This is a genomic window from Streptomyces corallincola (assembly GCF_019104725.1).
Classification (GTDB): Bacteria; Actinomycetota; Actinomycetes; order Streptomycetales; family Streptomycetaceae; genus Streptomyces; species Streptomyces corallincola.
In genome coordinates this window covers 190,414-209,630 of sequence record NZ_JAHRXF010000001.1, presented here as the reverse complement: position 1 = coordinate 209,630, position 19,217 = coordinate 190,414, and the positions used below count along the sequence as shown (strand labels likewise).

Genomic DNA, 19,217 nt, shown 5'->3' with positions numbered 1-19,217 from the left:
TTGAGGAATCAGCGAGCCGGGCGGCCGGGCATGTTCAGCCGCCGAGCCGAACGGGGAGTTTGTCCACGCTGTTTCCCACGAACCCTTCGTGCCAGGGGAGTTGGGCGTCGGGTACGGCGAGCTCCAGATCGGGGAAGCGGGCGAACAGCCGTTCCAGGGCGACGGTGGCCTCCAGCCGGGCGAGCGGTCCGCCCGGACAGTAGTGGGAGCCGTGCCCCAGGGAGAGATGCCGTACGGCGCCGGGGCGTGCGGGCCGGGTGACGTCGAAGCGGTCGGCGTCCGGGCCGTGTGCGGCCGGGTCGCGTCCGGCGGCCAGGTATCCGGCGAGGACGGGCGTCCCGGCCGGTATCCGGGTGCCGTCCACGGTGAGGTCGCGCACTGGGTAGCGGAACGGGAAGAGGCGCACCGGGGAGTGCAGGCGCAGGGTCTCCTCGACCACATCACCCCAGTCGGCCCGGCCGTCGCGTACCAGTTCGAGCTGGTCGGGGTGGCCGCACAGGGCGCGTACGGCGTTGGTGACGAGGTTCAGCGTGGTCTCGTGCCCGGCGATGATCATCAGGGTCAGGGTGCCGGTCAGCTCCTCGGCGCCGAGCCGGTCGCCGCCCTCGTCCCGCGCGGCGATCAGGGCACTCGTGAGGTCGTCGCCGGGGCGCTCGACACGCCGGGCGGTCACCTCGGCGAGAACGGCGACGAGTTCACGGTTGGCGGCGATCACCTGCTCCGGCGGGATACCGGTGGCGACGACCTGATTCGACAGCTGGTGCAGACGGCTCCTGAACTCCTCGTCCACGCCCAGGAGTTCACAGATGACGGCCATCGGCAGAGGGAGCGCGTAGTGGGCCCGCAGATCCACCGTGCCACCTCCCGCCTCGGCGGCGTCCGCCAGTCCGTCGAGGAGAGTTGTCGTCAACTCCTCGATGCGCGGACGTAGTTCCTCGACACGGCGAGGCGTGAACGTCCGGCTGACCAGCGACCGCAGCCGTCGGTGGTCAGCGCCGTCGGCGGTCGTCATGCCCGGCACCGTGGCGAAGGTCAGCAGGGGCCACCCGGAGGGCACCCGGCCTTCTCGTAATGCGGCGAAGTGGCGTGCGTTCTTGGCGACTTCGGGATGCTGGAGAAACTCTCGCAACGCCTCGTACCCGAGTACGGCCATCCCCTCGATCCCGCCGGGCAGGAGGACGGGCGTGACGCTGCCGTGCGTCTCCAGGCGGGCGTCGGCGGCATCCGGGACGGTCGGGGCACCCTTGACGGGCGGGATGTACGGGCAGCCGCCGGGGTGTGCCGTGCGGTGCGTCGCGCTGGCGGGGGTGGACTCCACCGGGCTCTCCCTGACGGCCGTGGGACGAGGAGGACGAGCCCGAGCGTAGGGGCCCGACCACCGTGCGGCACCGTACTCGACGGAATCGGCACGCAATCCGGTGCGGAGGTGACGTGACGGGAGCCGCCGGGCTGGTGGGAATAGCGGGCGGCCGTGTTCCGTTGACAGGTCGGTGGCCGCGTTCGACACGTCCGTGGCCGCGCCGCACCGATGAGTGGTACGGTGCGAGCAGCACTTGTGTACGCCCCTTCGTTCGGGCGCCGGTGCTGATCCCCTCCGAACCGACGCGTGACGCCCGTGTCCTCCCGTGACCCGGACCCGTCGGTCTCCCCGCGCCACCTCCTTGTGTCGAGGTGCCGTCGTTCCCGCCGCGCCGAGGCATACAGGCCCTCCCGGTCCGCGGCTCCCTCCCCCTCTCCTCTCTCGTCCGTACGACCGTCCGCTTCCGCGCGACCGTCCGCGAAAGGACCACCACCATGACCACCACACTCGAACCACCCCATCTCCGCGAGCAGAGGCCCGAAGCAGTCCGAACCCTCGTCGGCGTGCTGGACATCGACGCGCGGGGGAAGGGACGTCTGCGACGCCCCGACTGCCTGCCCACCCCCGGTGACCTGGAGGTTCCGCCCGCGCTCATCCGCCGGTACGGCCTGCGTGGGGGCGATCTGATCGAGGGCGTACGCGGTGCCCAGCGCGCGCTGGCGGACATCACCCTGATCGAGGGCCGCGAGCCGGGCGCCACTCGCGGCCGTCGCCACTTCCGCGATCTCACCCCGCTCCACCCCCACCGCAGGCTCCGCCTGGAGCACCCCGCGTCCGGTCTCGCGGGCCGGGTCACCGACCTCCTCGCCCCGGTCGGCAAGGGGCAGCGCGGGCTCATCGTCGCACCGCCGAAGACCGGCAAGACCGTACTGCTCCAGCAGTTGGCCGCCGCCGTCGCCGGGAACCATCCGGAGAGCCGACTGATGGTCGTGCTGCTGGACGAACGCCCCGAGGAGGTCACCGAGATGCGCCGGTCGGTGCGCGGCGAGGTGTACGCCTCCACCTTCGACCGCCCGGCCACGGACCACATCGCACTCGCCGAACTGGTGGTGGAGCGGGCGAAACGGCTGGTCGAGGCCGGTGAGGACGTCGTGATACTGCTGGACTCGCTGACCCGGCTGTGCAGGGCGCACAACAACGCCTCGGCCTCGGGTGGCCGCACGCTGAGCGGTGGTGTGGACGCGGGTGCGCTGATCGGCCCGAAGCGGTTCTTCGGCGCCGCCCGGCAGGCGGAGGAGGGCGGCTCGCTGACCATCCTCGCCACCGTGCTGGTGGGCACCGGCTCCCGCGCCGACGGCTACTTCTTCGAGGAACTCAAGAGCACCGGCAACATGGAACTCCGCCTGGACCGCGAACTCGCAGGTCGCCGCATCTTCCCGGCCGTCGATCTCGACGGCTCCGGCACCCGGCGCGAGGAACTCCTGCTCGACACCGCGGAGTTGGCGGTCAGCCGTGGGCTGCGGCGAGTTCTCCGCTCTCGGGACGGGGGTCCGGCCGCACTGGAGACCCTGCTGGAGCGGATGCGGGAGACCCCTGACAACGCGGCGTTCCTGCGGCGGGTGCGGCCTACTTTGCCGGTGGGGTGAGGGGGTGGGGTATGTGGGGTGCGCCTATGTGAGGTGGCGCTGTGTGGGGTGGCGCCATGTGAGGGGCCGCTGTGTGAGGGACCGCTATGTGGGGTGCCGCTGTGTGAGGTCGTGGTGTCTGGAGTCCTGACATATAGCGGCCCGGCACATGGGCGCCCAGCACATGATGACCTCGCACACGAAAGCTGGGCACGCAGGCCACCTCGCGCACAGCAGCCCCGCACACAGCGCTCCAGCACATGGCCCGCCACCACATCACATCGGGACATGCAGCCCCTTACTGCGGTTCACCCCACACAGGCTGACGCCACATACCCTCGCCGCCGCTCCCCCGGTGCGTCATCCGGGTTGCTCCCGTAGACCGTCCGGCCCGGACACCGCGCAGCACGGCGAACACCTTCCTAGGTTGATCGTATGATCACCGGATTCTCCAGACGGACGGTGTCCACGGCCTGCGCCCTGTGTGTCGCGGGGACGCTGGCCCTGGCGCCGGCCGCAGGCGCCGCCACCCACCGCGCGGGGGAACCCGCGCCCCCCGCACCGAGGGCGGCCGTCCCCCAGCCCGCTCTGCTGTACGGCGAGGGCACCCAGGTCCGACCGCACCCCGGCGCGCCCGAGGTCCCGTCGCTGACGGCGCTGTCCTGGCTGGTGGCCGACGCCTCCAGCGGCAACGTGCTCGCCGCCAGCGAGGCCCACCGCAGACTGGCCCCCGCCAGCACCCTGAAGACCTTGTTCGCGCTGACCGTGCTCCCGAAGCTCGCCGCCACCCAGCAGCACACCGTGCGCTACGAGGAGCTGGCGGACGTACCCGAGGGCAGCAGCCTGGTCGGGGTGGAGGAAGGCCACACCTACAGCGTCTCCGACCTGTGGCGCGGGGTGTTCCTCAGCTCCGGCAACGACGCGGTCCATGTGCTCGCCTCACTCAACGGCGGCTGGGACGCGACCGCCTCCCGGATGCAGACCGAGGCGCGTTCGCTCGGCGCCTTCGACACCCATGTCGTCTCCCCCGACGGGTACGACACGCCGGGCCAGGTGTCCTCCGCGTTCGACCTGGCCGTGTTCGGCCGGGCCGGACTGCATAACGCGGACTTCGCGCGGTACTGCGCCACCGCGCAGGCGGAGTTTCCCGGCGACGGCTGGCCGTTCGCCATCGAGAACACCAACCGGCTGCTCACCGGTGAGGACGGGGTGGCCAGGTATCCGGGCCTCATCGGCATCAAGAACGGCTACACCAGCAACGCGGGCAACACCCTCGTCGTGGCCGCGCACCGGGGCGGCCGTACCCTCGTCGCCACCGTGATGAACCCTCAGGAGGGCGGCGGGCTCGCCGTGTACGAGGAGGCGCGGGCGCTGCTGGACTGGGGGTTCGCCGCAGCGGGTCAGGTCGATCCGGTGGGCTCGCTGGACGCGCTGCGACCGGCCGCGCCGAAGCCGACCGCGTCGGCCGCGCCGGTCGCCGCCGCCACCTCGCCGCCGGAGGACTCAGGCTGGTCCCCCGCCGCCGTCGCCGGGTTCGCCGTACTCGGTGCCGGGGCGGTCGCGCTCACACTGCGGGCCAAGGGCAACCGGGCCGAACGCGGGGAGCGGGCCGACCGGAGCGATCCGGCCTGACCCGGCCGCAACTCCAACGGCAGTGCGACCGGCCGTCCCACCGGCAACCCGAACAGCAGGCCGAGCGTGATCCACGTATAGATGTTGGAGCCGAGGAAGCCGCCGACACCCGAGGCGTCGTCCGACCAGAGCCACACCACACTGGTGCACAGCACGCCGTACAGGGCGCCCGCCACGCGCGGGTGCCCGGCGCGCAGCAGGACCGCGAAGCACGGCAGCAGCCACACCAGATGGTGCACCCAGGTGACCGGGCTGACCAGGCAGGCCGCCGCCCCGGTGAGCGCGAAGGCCGCGGTCCAGTCACCGGCGGCCACCGCACGCCGTGTGCGCCACGCCCACAGGGACAGCACCAGCAGTGTGGCGACCGCCCACAGGACGCGGTCCTGGGTGCCGAGACGGGCGAGGACCCCTTGCAGCGACTGGTTGGAGACGTAGGCGAGGCGGCCGACGCGGTCGGTGTCCCACAGGGCGCGCGTCCAGTAGTAGCGGGACGCGGCCGGGTCCACGAGGGCGGCGAGCGCGGTCGCGGCGAGCATGACGGCGGTGGCCAGCGCGGCGGCGCGGCGCCTGCCCGCGAGCAGCAGCAGGACGACGAACAGCGCGGGAGTCAGTTTCACCGCCGCCGCGATCCCGATGCCCGCGCCCGCCCAGCGGCCCCGGCCGCTCCGCAGCAGCAGGCAGTCCGCGAGGACGAGGGCGAGCAGGACGAGGTTCACCTGCCCGAAGCTGACGGTGTCCCGCAGCGGTTCGAACAGGGCGAGCGCACATAGTGCCAGCGACCAGCGGTACCAGCCGATCCGCCGCCACCGGGGTCCGGCCAGCACCCTCAGCACGAACGCGAGCGCGGCCAGGTTGACGAGCACGGAGCCGACGACGGCCGTGCCCCGGCCGACCGTCACGAGCGGCAGCATCAGCAGCGCGGCGAACGGCGGGTACGTGAAGCCGTACGGGGTTCCCGGCACCCGGTAGTCGTAGATCCGGGCGCCGTGGCCGATCCAGGTGTGGACGGTGCCGTAGTAGACGCGCAGGTCGAAGAAGTCCCGCAGCAGGGGCACGGTCGCGGTGAACACGGTGACGGCGGCGGCCAGGGCGAGTACGCGCGGCACGCGCCCGCGGTCGGTGCGTGGCGGTGTCGGTGTCATGGCCCTCAGTGGGTGGGTGCGGACGGGGTACGGGCCATCTGCGGTCCCGGTGCCGGGGGCGAAGCTGGTCGTACATGGGTGGGACGCACGTGAGTCGCGGGGTTGGTGTGGGTCGGCGGCACATGTGTCGGGCGCCGGGGTGTGGGCGGTTTCGGGTGTGGTGGCGGACGCGGCCGTGTGACCTGGGCCTCCGAGGCCCGGGGCGCCGGTCATACGGTGTGTCCGGTGGCCGGTGCCTGCGCGGCGCTGAGGTGGGCCTGCCAGAGCACGACCACGCCGAGGACGCCGCCGCAGAGGGCGAGGACGAGTTGTCCGGGGTCGGCGGGGTCTCCGCTGGGCAGTACGGCGAGGGCCGCCACCCCGGCGAGGACGGTCACCCGGTGCCGTACCGGCGTGCTCGGCGCGGCAGCGGCGACCAGGAACAGCCCCCACAGCACATACCAGGGGCGGATCGCCGGGCCGAGTACGGCCACCGCGAGCAGGCTCAGGCCGAGGGCGTAGACGGGGCGTGGGCGCAGGCGGTGCCATATCAGGGCGGTGGCAAGGACGGTGGCGGCGAGGCCGAGCAGGTGCCAGGCGGGCAGGGCGAGCGGTGCGAGGCCGCTGCCGAGCCGGTCGAGGAGGGCACCGGTCGCGCGGCCGAGGAGGGTGGTGAGCGCCCAGTTGCGGGCGGAGACGGGGGTGTCGAGGACGCGCAGCCAGCCGTATCCGGTCCCGGCGACGGCGGTCGCGGCGGCCGTGGTCGCCACGGCTGCGGCGCCCGTGGCGACCACGGCGGCGACCGGGTGACGGCCGGATCTGCTCCGGAGGGTGACGACGGCGAGCAGGCCGAGGGCCGCCGGTGCCTTGACCAGCGCGGCCAGGGTGATCAGTACCGCGCCGAGCAGGTGGCGGCGGCCGAAGGCGGCGGCCAGGCCGAGGCCGAGCAGTCCGAGCATGATCGCGTCGTTGTGGGCACCGGCGATCAGGTGGAGCAGGACCAGTGGGTTGAGAGCGCCGAGCCAGAGCGCGGCGGACGGCTCGGCACCGCTGTGACGGGCGAGGCGGGGCAGGGCCGCCGCCATCAGGGCCACCCCGAGCAGGGCGACCAGGCGCATGCCGAGCAGTCCGGCGGGGAGTTCGCCGCGGGTGAGTGCGGACAGCGCGGAGGCCACGGTGAGGAAGGCGGGGCCGTACGGGGCGGCGGTGTGCTGCCACATGGGGGCGACCTCGTCGGCGAGCGGGCCGCCGAGGTGGGCGGGGCCGTAGGTGTAGACGTCCATGTGGGCGTCTACCATCGCGCCCTGGGCGAGGTAGCTGTAGACGTCGCGGCTGAACAGCGGTGGTGCGAGCAGCAGCGGGGTCGCCCATACGGCGAGGACCAGCACGAGTTGGCGTGGCGAGGGTGGCCGGGGGCCGTGTACCAGGCGGCCCAGCAGCAGCCAGGCCGCCATCAGCAGGACGATGCCGAAGTAGACGCCGACCAGGCCCAGCGCCGCCTGCGCGGAGGCCGGGGCGAAGAGGCCCCGGACGGGCAGCGCGCCCGCTGTCTCGCCGCCCAGGGCGAGGAAGGCGGTACCGGTCAGGCCGAGCACCTGGCAGCGGCGCAGATCGAAGGGAAAAGCCGTGGCCAACACTGGGGCAGCGTGTCAACGGCGAGTGGCCGGAAGGCGACGCGGTCTCCCCTGCCGGACGACTCCCACATGACCGGAACGTGCGAGGGGGTTGGGGGTGAGGGGCTGGGTTGCGTGGGGCCGGGCTATGTGGGGGCTGAACATGATCGGCGGGTGTGTATGTGGGGGGCGAACATGGTTGGCCGGGGTGCGTGTGCGGAGGCCACATGTGGGTTTGCACGCGGCCACCCTGTGCGGGCGGCGGCCTGCCTGTTGATGTGCGGGGCACCCATGTGGTCGATCACCATGTGCGCGGAGGCAACCATGTGTGCTCCGCCCATGTGGCAGCCGCCGTGTCTCGGACTCCGGGCGCGCTCCCCGGCTCAGCCTTTCAGCGGCTCAGCGCCTCCACCGGCCGTACGCTCCCCACCGGGCGCCCGCCGCCGAGCAGCGCCTGCCCGGCGAAGTCGGTGAGCAGGGTGGGGTCCACGCCCGCGTGGGCGAGAGCCGCCGCGGTGACCGGGACGCGGGCGCGGTCGGCACCGTCGGAGATCTTGACGGCGACGGCGCGGCCGTCCGGGAGCGCGGCCACCTGGACGCCCTCGAAGCCGTCCTTGGCGAGCAGTCCGGGGACCGCCCGCATCAGCGCGGCGACATCCCGTTTGGCACCCGAGGCCATCTCGGCGTGCTCGCGCATCGCGTCGGCCACGCGGGCCTCGGGGGTGCCGGGTGCGGCGGTGGTGAGGCGGGCGGCGGCACGGGCGAGCCCGAGCAGGGAGACGGCGAACAGGGAGGCACCGCAGCCGTCGGTGCTGACCCGCGCGATGTGCTGCCCGGTCAGTTCCTCGACGGTGTCCGCGATGGCCCGCTGGAGGGGGTGGGCGGGGTCGAGGTAGTCGGGGAGGGTCCAGCCGTTGAGACGGGCGGTCCACAGCATGGCCGCGTGCTTGCCGGAGCAGTTCTGCGCGAGCCGCGAGGGCAGTCGGCCGGTGCGCACCCATTCGTCCCGGACGGCAGGGTCGAAGGGCAGGTCGGGGACGTTGCGCAGGTCCTGTTCCGTGAGTCCGGCGCGGGCCAGGATGCGGCGGGTGCCGTCGAGGTGGCGTTCCTCGCCGGAGTGGCTGGCGGCGGCCAGGGAGAGGAGTTCGCCGTCGAGCGGGAGCCCGGCGCGGAGCATGGCGACGGCCTGCAGCGGCTTGACTGCGGAGCGCGGGTAGAACGCGGCGTCGATGTCGCCCAGCCGGAAGGACACCCGGCCGTCGGGGTCGAGCACGACGACGGAGCCGTAGTGGACGCCCTCGGTCATGCCGTCCCGTATTAGGCGGGCGACGGGGGCGTGCTGGGGTTCGCGGATCGCGGGGGCGTCCGCGCGGAGCTTGGTGTTCATCACTGCCTGAGACTGCCGGGGAGGGTGGATGGGGATGCGGCCGGTACGCGGGTCACGCGTCGGCCGTGGCGGCGGGTACGGGAGTCATGCGTCGGCCGTGGCGGCGGGCGCGGCTGCCGGGACATGGCCGGGCGCCGCGTCCGGATCTGCCACGGGGAGTAAACCGGCCGCCGGTACGGTGCCGGGCCGGGCCGGGACGCTGCTCGTGCCCGCCCGGACGATGTCGCTGAGGCTGCTGCCGACGCGGTCGAGATGATGGCTCATGGCCCGCGTCGCGTCGGGCGCGGACCCGGCGGTGAGGGCATCGACGACGGCCCGGTGTTCGCGCTCGGACTGCTCGCGTCGGCCGCCCAGTTCGTTGAGGAAGGCGGACTGGCGGGCCAGCGCGTCGCGGATCTCCTCGATGACCCGGCGGAAGACGGGGTTGTGAGCGGCCTCGGCCACGGTCAGGTGGAACAAGGTGTCCAGGGCGACCCACACGGTGGTGTCGGTCTCGCGTTCCATCCGCTCCAGGAGGCCGACGAGGCGGTCGAGATCCTCCGGGGTACGGCGGACGGCCGCGTATCCGGCGACCGGGATCTCCACATGGCGCCGGACTTCGAGCAGGTCACCGGCCGCGTAGTCACCGAAGGTGGGGTCCTGGACGGCGTTGGCGACGACGAACGTGCCGCTGCCGGTGCGGGACACGGTGAGGCCGACGGTCTGGAGCGCGCGCAACGCCTCGCGGAGCACGGGACGGGACACTTCGAGGGTGCGGCACAGCTCGGCCTCGGAAGGGAGCTTGTCGCCCACGGCGTACTCGCCGCGTTCGATGGCGCCGCGCAGGTGGCCGAGAACGGCCTCCATCGCGCTCACGCGCCGGGGTGCCGAGCCACCTGTCAGGCTGTCTGACAGGTCGGGGTTCACGGGTGCGATGGTGCGGCGGCCGGGGCGTCCGTGTCAAGGCGGGTGTCAAGGCCGCGCGGTGAGCGCACATGTGGACAGGTGGGCCGCCACCTGGACCCGCATGGGTGAGGCCCACATGGGCGAAGCACACATAGGGGCGGCTACGACTACGGGGCGCGGCGTCCCGGTGTGGGTGCCGCGCCCCGTGGGCGTGTCGGGTCCGGTTCAGCCGGCCAGGGTGCCGGTGGCGAGGAGCCCCAGGAGGGCGGCGCCGATGACGAGCCGGTAGATCACGAAGGCGTTGAAGGAGTGCTTGGCGACGAACTTCAGCAGCCAGGCGATGGAGGCGTAGGCCACGATGAACGACACGAGGGTGCCGACCGCGAGCGGGGCAGCGCCCACACCCGCGCCGAGGGCGTCCTTCAGCTCGTAGATACCGGCGCCGGTGAGAGCGGGGATGCCGAGGAAGAAGGACAGCCGGGTGGCGGCGACGCGGTCCAGGTCGAGGATGAGCGCGGTGGACATGGTGGCACCGGAACGCGAGAACCCGGGGAAGAGCAGGGCGAGGATCTGGGAGCAGCCGACCAGCATGGCGTCCTTGAACGAGGTGTCGTCCTCACCGCGCTTGTGGCGGCCCATCTGGTCCGCGACCCACATCACACCGGACCCGACGATGAGCGAACCGGCCACCACCCAGAGCGAGGCGAGCGGGCCGTCGATCAGCGGCTTGGCGGCCAGGCCCACGATCACGATCGGGATGGTGGAGGCGATGACCCACCAGGCGAACTTGTAGTCGTGGTGGTACCGCTCCTCACGGTTGCCGAGACCTCGGAACCAGGCGGAGACGATCCGCTTGATGTCCTTGAAGAAGTACACGAGCACGGCGGCGATGGCGCCGACCTGGATGACGGCCGAGAAACCGACGACGGACGCGTCATCGACGGGGATGTGCATGAGCCCCTCGGCGATCTTCAGATGGCCCGTGGAGGACACGGGGAGGAACTCGGTCACCCCCTCGACGACTCCGAGGACGACGGCTTGACCGACGGAGATGGCGCTCATGGATTCCAGTTCTGGGGAGAGTATCGGGCGACGACAGTGCTGTAGACACTACTCACGGAGCCCGGTCCCACGCCAAGCGCCCCACCCTCTGTGGCCCACATGGCGCTCCCCCCTGTGCGGCCGGGACTGGGCATGGCGCAGGACCACATGGTGCGGGGCACCATGAAGCAGCACGGCAGGACCGCGGCGAGTACGGCGACACGCTAGCGACCCCACGGGCGGTGACGTGCGGCGCTTACCGTACGAGCACGAGTGTGCGCACCCGCAGGAGACCGCTGGGCGGCCGGTATCGGGGCCCCGCCTCCACCGGGACGCACCGGCCGGGAAGCCGCCCCTTCACAACGAGTTCTTAACGGCCGGTCATCACGCCGACCGGCACTCCGACGCTCTGCGGCAGGGCGCACACCGCGAGCCCCGGCTCCGAGACGCTCCCGAGGACCAGTCGCCGCCCGACCCTGCACACACTGGTGACCATGCGGAACCCGGAGTGGTGGCGGGCGAGATGGTGCACGACGGCACCTCGGTCGTCCACCGCGGCCACCCCGACCGAGCCGCTGGGGCGGAACGGCACCCGCAGCGCGGCCCCCGCGACGGCGCGGCGCACGGCGAACGGAGTCCGGTGCAGCCCGTCCAGCACCCGTAGGCGCGGCAGCGGGAGCGCAACCCAGATCGGACCGTCGGCGCCGTCCCGCCACAGGTTGTCCGGCATGCCGGGCAGGTCGGCGAAGTGTTCGACGTGACCCGCGCGCGGGCCGGTGAGCGGGAACCTGAGCAGGCGGCAGGCGTTGGTCTCGGCGAGAACGAGGAAGGACTCGTCGGCGCTCGCCGCGAGCCCGTTGGCGAACTGAAGCCCCTCCAGCACGACTTCGGGTACGGAACTGCCGGGTGCGAGCCGCAGCAGGCGTCCGGTGCCGATGTGCTCCACGATGTCGCCCAGCCAGGAGTGCAGGGGGTAGCGGCGACTGGAGACGGTGAAGTAGACGGTGCCGTCGCGCAGGGAGACGACGTTGCTGCAGAACCGCAGCGGCTCCCCCGCCGCCGAGTCCGCGAGCACCTTCACCGCACCGCCGGGCGACACACGCAGCAGACCGCGTTCGGCGTCGCACACCAACAGATCGCCGTCCGGGAGGGGTTCGAGGCCGAGGGGACGGCCCCCGGTGGAGGCGAAGTCCTCGACACGGGCGAGATCGGGGTCCTCCACGTTGTGGACACGCACGACACGGCCGTCCGCGAGTCCGGCGAGAACCCGCCCCTCGGCGTCCACGACCACATCCTCGGGGCCCACACCACCAAGGCGCAGATTGTGGAGCGGAACAAGCGCCCTGGTCATGCGTGCCTCCTTCACGGACCCCGCCGGACCGGTACCGGCCGGTGCGGGATGTCTTGCCGGATACACCCCGGCGAAATCCTCACGGGGCCGGGGATTCCGCGTCGTACGGACCAACAGGCACTCCGGAAGCACCTCCGAGGCCACATAGGTCGGCACCCCACCAACACCGGGCCCGCAGTGGCGTCGGCCCCCATAGCGACACAGGCGCCGGAGCTACACGGGCGGCGGTACGGGGACGGAAGGCGAACGGCCACACCAGCACCAGCACCAGCACCCGCACCCGCACCCGCACCCGCACCCGCACTGACACTGACACTGACACTGACACCGGTCAGGATCGGAGAAGCGCCCACCCCGCCCCCCGCCCTAGCGTGGAACGCAGAAGCACCGGCGCCGAGCACCCCGCCTCCGCCGGACCGGACATCCCGAGAGGAGTGGTCCCATGACCGCCGGAGTACAGACGATCATCTACCCCGTCCACGACAAGGACAGCGCGAAGTCCCTGTTCACAGCGCTGCTCGGCGTCGAGCCGTACGTGGACGAGCCGTACTACGTCGGTTTCAAGGCCGCCGGGCAGGACATCGGGCTCGACCCGAACGGCCACGCGAAGGGCATGACCGGCCCAGTGCCGTACTGGCATGTGACGAACCTGAAGGAACGGCTCGCGGCACTGCGTGAGGCGGGTGCGGAGCTGCTTCAGGACGCCCAGGACGTGGGCGGCGGTCGGATCATCGCCTCGGTGAAGGACGCCGACGGCAACCTCGTCGGCCTGCTCCAGGACCCAGAGGCCTGAGCCTCGTAGCCCTCGCTCGGCCGCCTCGTACGGCCGTCTCGTACCGGCGTATCACCCGGCCGCCGTCGAACAACACAGCACACGAGCACAGCACATGTGCCGGGCACACATGTGCTCGGCACACACGTCCCGGCGCACCACACAGGCGCGGGACACACAGACGCAGCGCCCATGCCCCGCACACACTCACCCAGCAGCCCCAACAGCCACAACACCAAACCAGTTGCACGCTCAACCACTGACCGGGCCAGTGCTACCGTGCCCGTATGGCAGCCGACACGCCGGCTGACGACCGGCTGGAGGAGCGCTGGCGGGGCATCCTCGCCGTGCACGCGCGGACAATGTGCGAAGTGGACCGCGTTCTGCGTCCGCACGGCCTCGGGGCGAGCGACTTCGAGGTGCTGGACGTACTCGCCTCGGACCCGCCGCCCACCGCCACCTCTGCCGATACCTGCCGGATATATCGGGTGCAGGACCTGGTCGGCCGGGTGCATCTCAGCCAGAGTGCGTTGTCCCGTCTGATCAGCAGGCTGGAGCGGGACGGACTGGTGGAGCGGTCGGCCTGCACGGAGGACCGCCGGGGCGTCGCGGTCGTACTGACCCGCCGGGGCCGTGAGCTGCACGCCGAGGTGCTGCCGCTCCAACGGCGTGTACTTGCCCGCATGCTGCGCGGGACCGCCGGGGCCGGTTGAGGCCCGTCGGCGGTCCCGCGCGAGACGGGCACCCTCTCGCCGGACGGATTACCTGACGAGCAGGGTGCGTACGCCCTGGGAGGTCAGGGTGAGGCCGTGCTCGGAGTTGCCGTCGATGGCGAGCGACAGATCGTCGGCGGGCCACTGGGAGGCGAGGGCGCCAAGCGGCACCAGGCGGTAGCGGGAGACGAACGGCAGCAGCTCGGCCATCGTTCCTTCGGAGGTGAACACGGGCACGACCGAATCGCCCTCGGCCTGTTCCAGCACCGGCAGAGCGATCGTCGCGGACCCCGCGCCCTCGCTGTCCACGGCGTCGTCCGGGACGGGCACGAGCACATCGCTGTGGGCGAGGGTGTCCAGGGCTCCCTGGTCCTCGGCGTTCACGGCCAGCGCGTCGAGCGCCTGCTGGGCGGGCGTCGGAAGGTCGTCGTGTGCGGGAGTTTCCATCACAGATCCCCAGGTAGCGGCGGCATTACGGTCACGCACGGGCTGACACCCGGGCGTGCTTTCGGCACGCGTACCCGGTGCAGCGGGGGCCATGCGTCAGCGGCCGTCAGACCGGAGCGTGAGCTTCCGCAGGGCCCGCGACAGCGACCGCCGGACCGGTCGGCGCACCGCTCGGCAGTCCTACGGGGCACAGCACCCGCCCGCCGGATCGGTCGAGGGCGTGCCCCCAGCCGCTACGCGAGCAGCTCGTCCACGGTGATCACGCGGATCAGCGGGCCGTACGGCTCCATCACCCGCAGGGCCCGTTCATGCGCCGCATCGTCCGCGCCCGCGCAGGCGTCCGCGACCACGACGACCTCAACTCCCGCGTCGGCGGCGGCGAGCGCGGTGGACAGGACGCAGCAGTCGGTGCTGACGCCGGTGAGAACGAGGCGGGCGTCCGGGCCGCCGAGGAGTGTGGCGAGCCGAGGGGTCCACTTCCCGAAGGTGGTGGCGTCCACCATGTGTCCGGGGCGATCGGCGAACTGGTCGGTCAGGTCCCAGAGCGGGGCGTCCGGCGGCCGGAGCGCGAAGGGCCAGGCGTCGTAGTAGGCGCGCCAGGCCCCGGCCGGTTCCGCCGGGGCGACGAAGCGGGTGTAGACGACACGGTCTCCGAAGGCGGGCAGCAGTCGTACGATCCCGGCGGCGGCCTCGGCGTACCGGGGCGTGCGCCAGGGGCTCCCGGGGTCCGCGAACACGCGCTGCATGTCGATCACGGCGAGCAGGTCGCCGGGCGCGGGCCCGGCGGTCACGCGGTGTACGCCCCGTCGTTCGGTACGGGGCTGGGGGCGAGGCTCTCCTGTGCGCGGACGCGGCCCTTGTTCAGCAGCCAGGTGCCGAGGAAGGCGAGCGCGAGGGCGACGAGGACGCCGAGGTTCGCGTATGCCCAGTCGCCGGTACGGCCGCCGAGCCCGACCGGGCCGAGGAGGTAGCCCTGCCAGGTCAGCCAGTCGGCGGCGGTGTTGGTCACCAGGCCCCAGCCGACGGCGGTGGCGCCGAGGGTGAGCAGCAGCGGTGCGGGCTGCACGTCGCCGTAGCGGCCGTGCGGCCGGAAGAGGTCGCCGTCGTCGTAGTCGCGGCGGCGGCGCGCGAGGTCGGCGAGCATGATGCCGCACCAGGCGGCGATGGGGACGCCGAGGGTGGTGAGGAAGCCCATGAACTGGCCGAGGAAGTTGTCGGCGAAGAACACGATGTACACGGACCCGGCGATCATCAGGACGCCGTCGAGGAGGGCGGCGAGGTAGCGCGGTACGCGCAGCCCGGCCGAGAGCAGGGCGAGGCCGGAGGAGTAGATGTCGAGGATGGCGCCGCCGACCAGTCCGAGGACGGCGACGACGGCGAACGGTACGAGGAACCACGTCGGCAGGATGGTGGTGAGGGCGCCGATGGGGTCGGCGGCGATGGCCTTGCTCAGGTCCTCGGACGAACCCGCCAGCAGAAGGCCGAACACCAGCAGGAGCAACGGGGCGACCGAGCCGCCCGCCGTGGTCCAGCCGATGACACCCCGGCTGGAGGAGGTGCGGGGCAGATAGCGGGAGTAGTCGGCGGCGGCGTTGACCCAGCCGAGCCCGAAACCGGTGATGACGAAGACGAGGGCGCCGATGAACTCCTCGGGCGACCCGGCCGGGATGGCGGCGACCGTGCTCCAGTGGATGTGGTCGGCGACCAGACCGATGTAGACCAGGGTCAGGACGCCGGTGATCACGGTGATGGCGGTCTGCAGCCGCATGATCAGGTCGAAGCCCATGACCCCGCCGACGACGGTCAGCGCCGCCACGACCATGAGACCGACGACCTTGGTCTCGGTGCCGCCGCCCCAGCCGAGCCGGTCGAAGACGGTCGCGGTGGCGAGGGTGGCCAGTGAGATGAGGACGGTCTCCCAGCCCACCGTGAGCACCCAGGAAATGGCTGATGGCAGCCGGTTGCCCCGCACCCCGTAGGCGGCGCGGCTGAGCACCATCGTGGGCGCGGAGCCGCGTTTTCCGGCGACGGCGATGAAGCCGCAGAGGAGGAAGGAGGCGATGATGCCGACGATCCCGGCGGTGAGCGCCTGCCAGAAGGAGACGCCGAAGCCCAGCGCGAAGGCGCCGTAGCTGAGCCCGAGAACGGAGACGTTCGCCCCGAACCACGGCCAGAACAGCGTGCGTGGAGTGCCCTTGCGCTCCGCGTCCCCGATCACGTCCAGACCGTGCGTCTCGACCTGCATCGGCCGCGCGTCGGATCTGCCGGACCCTGCGTCCTGCGAATGCGTCATCCTCGACCTACCACCTGTCCGGACGTGTGCGTCCGAGGCTAGGCGCGTGCTGGAACACCGTCAACGAAGAAGATCACGCGTTGTTGTCGCGCCGGGAGGTCGGGGCGAGGAGAAGGCGGGGCGTTGAGGGGGGCCGGCTCATGTGTGGCTCGCTCCCATGTGACTTGCCCATATGAGGCGCGCACGCCTTCGTGGGGCACACGCCTATGTGGGGCGCGCACATAGGCGGCGCGCACATGTGCGATGCGTCCAGGTGTGACGCCTCCGCCTCCACGTGCAGGCCACCCGAGTGCGGGCCGCCCGTGCCCGCCCCACCCGTGTACGGAACGCCTATGTGTGGAGCGCCTACGAACGGGGCGCGTCCATGTGTTGCGCGTCCATGTGCGGCGGCCCTACGTGCGGCGCCCCCACGCGTGCCTCGCTCGCCAGCAGCCGTTCGAAGGCCGTGGGCCGGGGACGGGGGCGTACGGCGAGGAGATCGCGGATACGGCGGGCGCACTCGTCGGCGTCGAGCACACCGGTGTCCACATCGAGGTCGTGGACGCCGTGGGCGTGCACCTGCGTGTACTGGAGCGCGGCCAGACCGGGTTGCCGGTCGCCCCGCTCGCGTTCGCGGCGTTCCAGCTCCGGCAGCGGGCACCGCACCGCGACCAGGACCGTGTCCTCGGGCACGAGCAGGCCGAGCAGATCCAGCAGGCGCCACCTGCGGCTGAGCGGGTGGTCCACGAGGACGTTGTTGCCTGCCGCGGCCATCCCGGCGACGGCTCGGTGGAACCCCTTGACCGTGCGGTCGATCTCGGCGGGGAGGTCGTCCGCCGCGACGGGTGAACCGCCGCGCATCCGGTGGAAGGCGTCCACCGGCAGGTGGAACCAACTCCCCGGCAGCATCGGGAGCAGCGCCCGCGCGATGCTCGACTTGCCCGAGGACGACGTCCCGTTGAGCAGGACGACTGCGCCGCGGGCCGAGGTCTCGGGGATGCGCTCCGCGGCCGACTCCGTTTCCCGCGAAGGGTTCCGGGGCTTCATCGTCCACTCCTCGCGTCCACGGCGACGACGGCCGGACCGGCCGTACTCGATCATCGTACGGAAGGCGAGAGCCGCCGGGCCTGGCCCACTTCCTGTGGACCCGGCCCGGCGGCGCGGTCACTCCCGAGGTCCGGCCCGGTTCAGACGGACGGATGCGTGGCCGGAGGAGGGGGTGGTGTCACCAGCCCACCGCCACCAGGAGCCACTGGGGGTCACCGTGGGAGATGAAGGAGGACTGACCGGCGACGTCGTCGTAGGGGAAGCCGTAGGCCAGGTTGTTGATCGCGTTGTCGTGCCAGAACTTGGCGTAGTAGTTGCCGGGCGCGGCCTTGTAGTACTGGGCCGGGTCCGACTGCTGGGACGCGGGGAGCGTCGCCACATGGCGGTTGAGCCCCGCGCACATGTCGGGGTTGGCGGCGAGCGAACCGGCGCAGCCGAAGATGTCCGAGGTGGCCGCGTTGACGCCGACCGACTGGGCGTACGAGGTGAAGTAGTTGGCGTTGGCGCCGCCCGCGCGGAAACTGGGGTCGCTGCCGGGCGCGATGATACGGAACGGGCCCTGGGTCTGGGCCAGCACCTTGAACGGGCCGGGTACGGCGTCGGTGAACCGCTGGAAGGTGGTCGCGCGGTCCTCGGCGAAGGTCTGCCGGTTCTCGCCGACCTCGGTGTCGTAACCGTCCTTGCTGTGCAGGCGCATGGCGAGCTTCAGCCCGAACGCGTCCACGCGGGTGGTGTTCCCGTTGAAGACGTTGTTGCCGACGGTGAACTCGATGAAGTCGAAGTACTGGCCGTTCGGGGAGCCGAGGTAGAAGTACATGCGGCCCGCCGAGTTGGCCGGCATGTCGAGGTACGGCTGCTCCGCGATGGAGTGCGTCTGGCCGTTGAAGCTCCAGTAGACCTGGCTGTCCGGGTACTTGCCGTTAGTGCGGTTGAGGATCTTCACCTCGACGGCGTTGCGCGCGGGCGGGATGTCGCTCGTGCTGCCCCAGAAGTCGTCACCGGGGTTGGAGGTGCCGCCGCCGGGGCCGTACACCTCGAACTCCCAGAGGGAGTAGCCGTACGAAGTCGCGCGGACCGTGCCATTCATCCGCACATAGCGTCCGCTGCCGGAGACGTTGAGGTTCTGGACGCCGCCGGTGCCGTTGGTGGTGGAGTAGACGTTGGTCCAGCGGGAGCCGTCGGTGGACGTCTGGATCTGGAAGGAACGCGCGTACGCGGCCTCCCAGTTGAGGGTCACGCTGGTGATCTGCCTGACCGAGCCCAGATCCACCTGGAGCCACTGCGGGTCGGAGAATGCCGACGACCAGCGGGTGCCGGTGTTGCCGTCCACGGCGGCACCCGCCGCGAAGGTCGCGTTCTCCGAGGAGGACGCGGTGGCGGGACGTCCACGCGACAGCAGACTGTCGGCGGCCCGCGCCGGGGACTGCGACATGGCGACGAAGCAGGTGGCGAGCAGAGCGAGGATGAGCAGAAGTGCCGTACGGGAACGTGCCGTTGAGGCAGGTGGTCTGGGTATGGCTGCGCTGGGGTGAGTCCGCATGGGGGGTCTCCAAAGCCGTGGCGGCCGGGCGGGGGGTGAGGACTGCGGGTGCTTGAGAGCGCTCTATCCGGGGTTGTACTCCCCGAAGGCATTGCGGTCAACAACTGAACACAGAACAGCGTGAGTTGAACAACTCGGCTTTCCTGGAGCCACGTTGACCGATCCGTCGCTTCGGCTCCGAGAGACGGCACCCGGCCGGGCCGGATCGGCGCGTTCACCTCTTGACCCGTGAAGAGGCACGGCGGGAGAGCCGAGCGTTCATCAACTCGCCTTTTCACAGCCCGTTCGCGTTCTTGACGGGGGTGGTCCGGACCTTTAGTTTCGCGGATCGTACGGCGTAGATCCCGCTAGGCAGCACCACCCGAGAGCATGCCGGGGCCGCGCACCGCGTGCGGTCCGGGCACCCCCCACCCCTGCGGCCCTCTGGAGCACACGTGCTCAACTCGCCCTCCCCCACCGGACTTCAGGACA

Annotated in this window: 15 protein-coding genes and 1 pseudogene; 4 read left to right on the top strand and 12 right to left on the bottom strand. The window is 71.7% G+C overall.

The genetic code is table 11. From position 1 onward, the window contains the following. Window positions 1–34 precede the first annotated feature (34 nt). The gene (locus tag KUM39_RS00945) at window positions 35–1,318 is read right to left on the bottom strand and encodes a cytochrome P450 family protein (RefSeq protein ID WP_372455688.1); all 1,284 of its coding nucleotides are present in this window, start codon (window positions 1,316–1,318) and stop codon (window positions 35–37) included. A 476-nt stretch (window positions 1,319–1,794) separates the two neighbouring features. Here KUM39_RS00945 and rho point away from each other — a divergent pair, with 476 nt between their 5' ends. Both rho and KUM39_RS00935 read left to right on the top strand, forming a co-directional pair. Further along, complete coding sequence (rho, locus tag KUM39_RS00940) at window positions 1,795–2,946, top strand: transcription termination factor Rho (protein WP_217783356.1); 1,152 nt, start codon at window positions 1,795–1,797, stop codon at window positions 2,944–2,946. Between the two features lie 414 nt (window positions 2,947–3,360). Then, window positions 3,361–4,557 carry a D-alanyl-D-alanine carboxypeptidase family protein gene (locus KUM39_RS00935; RefSeq protein ID WP_217783355.1) on the top strand — a complete coding sequence of 399 codons (1,197 nt, stop codon included), beginning with the start codon at window positions 3,361–3,363 and terminating at the stop codon, window positions 4,555–4,557. 260 nt (window positions 4,558–4,817) lie between these two features. Here the strand turns inward: KUM39_RS00935 and KUM39_RS28020 are convergent. The 6 genes and pseudogenes from KUM39_RS28020 to KUM39_RS00910 all read right to left on the bottom strand — a co-directional run. Further along, window positions 4,818–5,699, bottom strand: a pseudogene (locus tag KUM39_RS28020) (glycosyltransferase 87 family protein); the annotation flags it as partial. 209 nt (window positions 5,700–5,908) lie between these two features. After that, complete coding sequence (gene mptB / locus KUM39_RS00930; RefSeq protein WP_217783354.1) at window positions 5,909–7,315, bottom strand: polyprenol phosphomannose-dependent alpha 1,6 mannosyltransferase MptB; 1,407 nt, start codon at window positions 7,313–7,315, stop codon at window positions 5,909–5,911. 367 nt (window positions 7,316–7,682) lie between these two features. Next, the gene (locus KUM39_RS00925; RefSeq protein ID WP_217783353.1) at window positions 7,683–8,678 is read right to left on the bottom strand and encodes an asparaginase; all 996 of its coding nucleotides are present in this window, start codon (window positions 8,676–8,678) and stop codon (window positions 7,683–7,685) included. An 84-nt stretch (window positions 8,679–8,762) separates the two neighbouring features. Then, window positions 8,763–9,524 carry a FadR/GntR family transcriptional regulator gene (locus KUM39_RS00920; RefSeq protein ID WP_217783484.1) on the bottom strand — a complete coding sequence of 254 codons (762 nt, stop codon included), beginning with the start codon at window positions 9,522–9,524 and terminating at the stop codon, window positions 8,763–8,765. A 264-nt stretch (window positions 9,525–9,788) separates the two neighbouring features. Then, window positions 9,789–10,625: an undecaprenyl-diphosphate phosphatase gene (locus KUM39_RS00915; RefSeq protein WP_217783352.1), complete on the bottom strand. Its 837-nt coding sequence runs from the start codon at window positions 10,623–10,625 to the stop codon at window positions 9,789–9,791. Window positions 10,626–10,974: 349 nt separating this feature from the next. Then, on the bottom strand, window positions 10,975–11,955 hold the full coding sequence (locus KUM39_RS00910; protein WP_217783351.1) for an SMP-30/gluconolactonase/LRE family protein: 981 nt from the start codon (window positions 11,953–11,955) through the stop codon (window positions 10,975–10,977). A gap of 442 nt (window positions 11,956–12,397) precedes the next feature. On the opposite strand from KUM39_RS00910, the gene KUM39_RS00905 reads away from it, so the two are divergent. Next, window positions 12,398–12,748 carry a VOC family protein gene (locus tag KUM39_RS00905; RefSeq protein WP_217783350.1) on the top strand — a complete coding sequence of 117 codons (351 nt, stop codon included), beginning with the start codon at window positions 12,398–12,400 and terminating at the stop codon, window positions 12,746–12,748. 266 nt (window positions 12,749–13,014) lie between these two features. Then, a complete protein-coding gene (locus KUM39_RS00900) occupies window positions 13,015–13,440 on the top strand; it encodes a MarR family transcriptional regulator (RefSeq protein WP_217783349.1) in 426 nt (141 codons plus the stop codon). 48 nt (window positions 13,441–13,488) lie between these two features. Here the strand turns inward: KUM39_RS00900 and KUM39_RS00895 are convergent, their stop codons facing one another. The 5 genes from KUM39_RS00895 to KUM39_RS00875 all read right to left on the bottom strand — a co-directional run bounded on the left by KUM39_RS00895 (window position 13,489) and on the right by KUM39_RS00875 (window position 18,746). Beyond that, on the bottom strand, window positions 13,489–13,887 hold the full coding sequence (locus KUM39_RS00895; RefSeq protein ID WP_217783348.1) for an SseB family protein: 399 nt from the start codon (window positions 13,885–13,887) through the stop codon (window positions 13,489–13,491). Between the two features lie 233 nt (window positions 13,888–14,120). After that, window positions 14,121–14,678, bottom strand: a complete 558-nt coding sequence (locus KUM39_RS00890) for a cysteine hydrolase family protein (protein ID WP_308288011.1) — start codon at window positions 14,676–14,678, stop codon at window positions 14,121–14,123. After that, on the bottom strand, window positions 14,675–16,180 hold the full coding sequence (locus KUM39_RS00885) for a purine-cytosine permease family protein (RefSeq protein WP_246619366.1): 1,506 nt from the start codon (window positions 16,178–16,180) through the stop codon (window positions 14,675–14,677). The genes KUM39_RS00890 and KUM39_RS00885 overlap by 4 nt, the downstream gene beginning before the upstream one ends. Before the next feature lie 345 nt (window positions 16,181–16,525). Next, window positions 16,526–17,206 (bottom strand): chloramphenicol phosphotransferase CPT family protein, encoded by a 681-nt coding sequence (locus KUM39_RS00880; RefSeq protein WP_217783347.1) that lies wholly within the window; start codon window positions 17,204–17,206, stop codon window positions 16,526–16,528. A 178-nt stretch (window positions 17,207–17,384) separates the two neighbouring features. Beyond that, entirely contained in the window at window positions 17,385–18,746 is a 1,362-nt protein-coding gene (locus KUM39_RS00875) for a beta-1,3-glucanase family protein (RefSeq protein ID WP_217783346.1), read from the bottom strand. Between the last annotated feature and the right edge of the window lie 471 nt (window positions 18,747–19,217).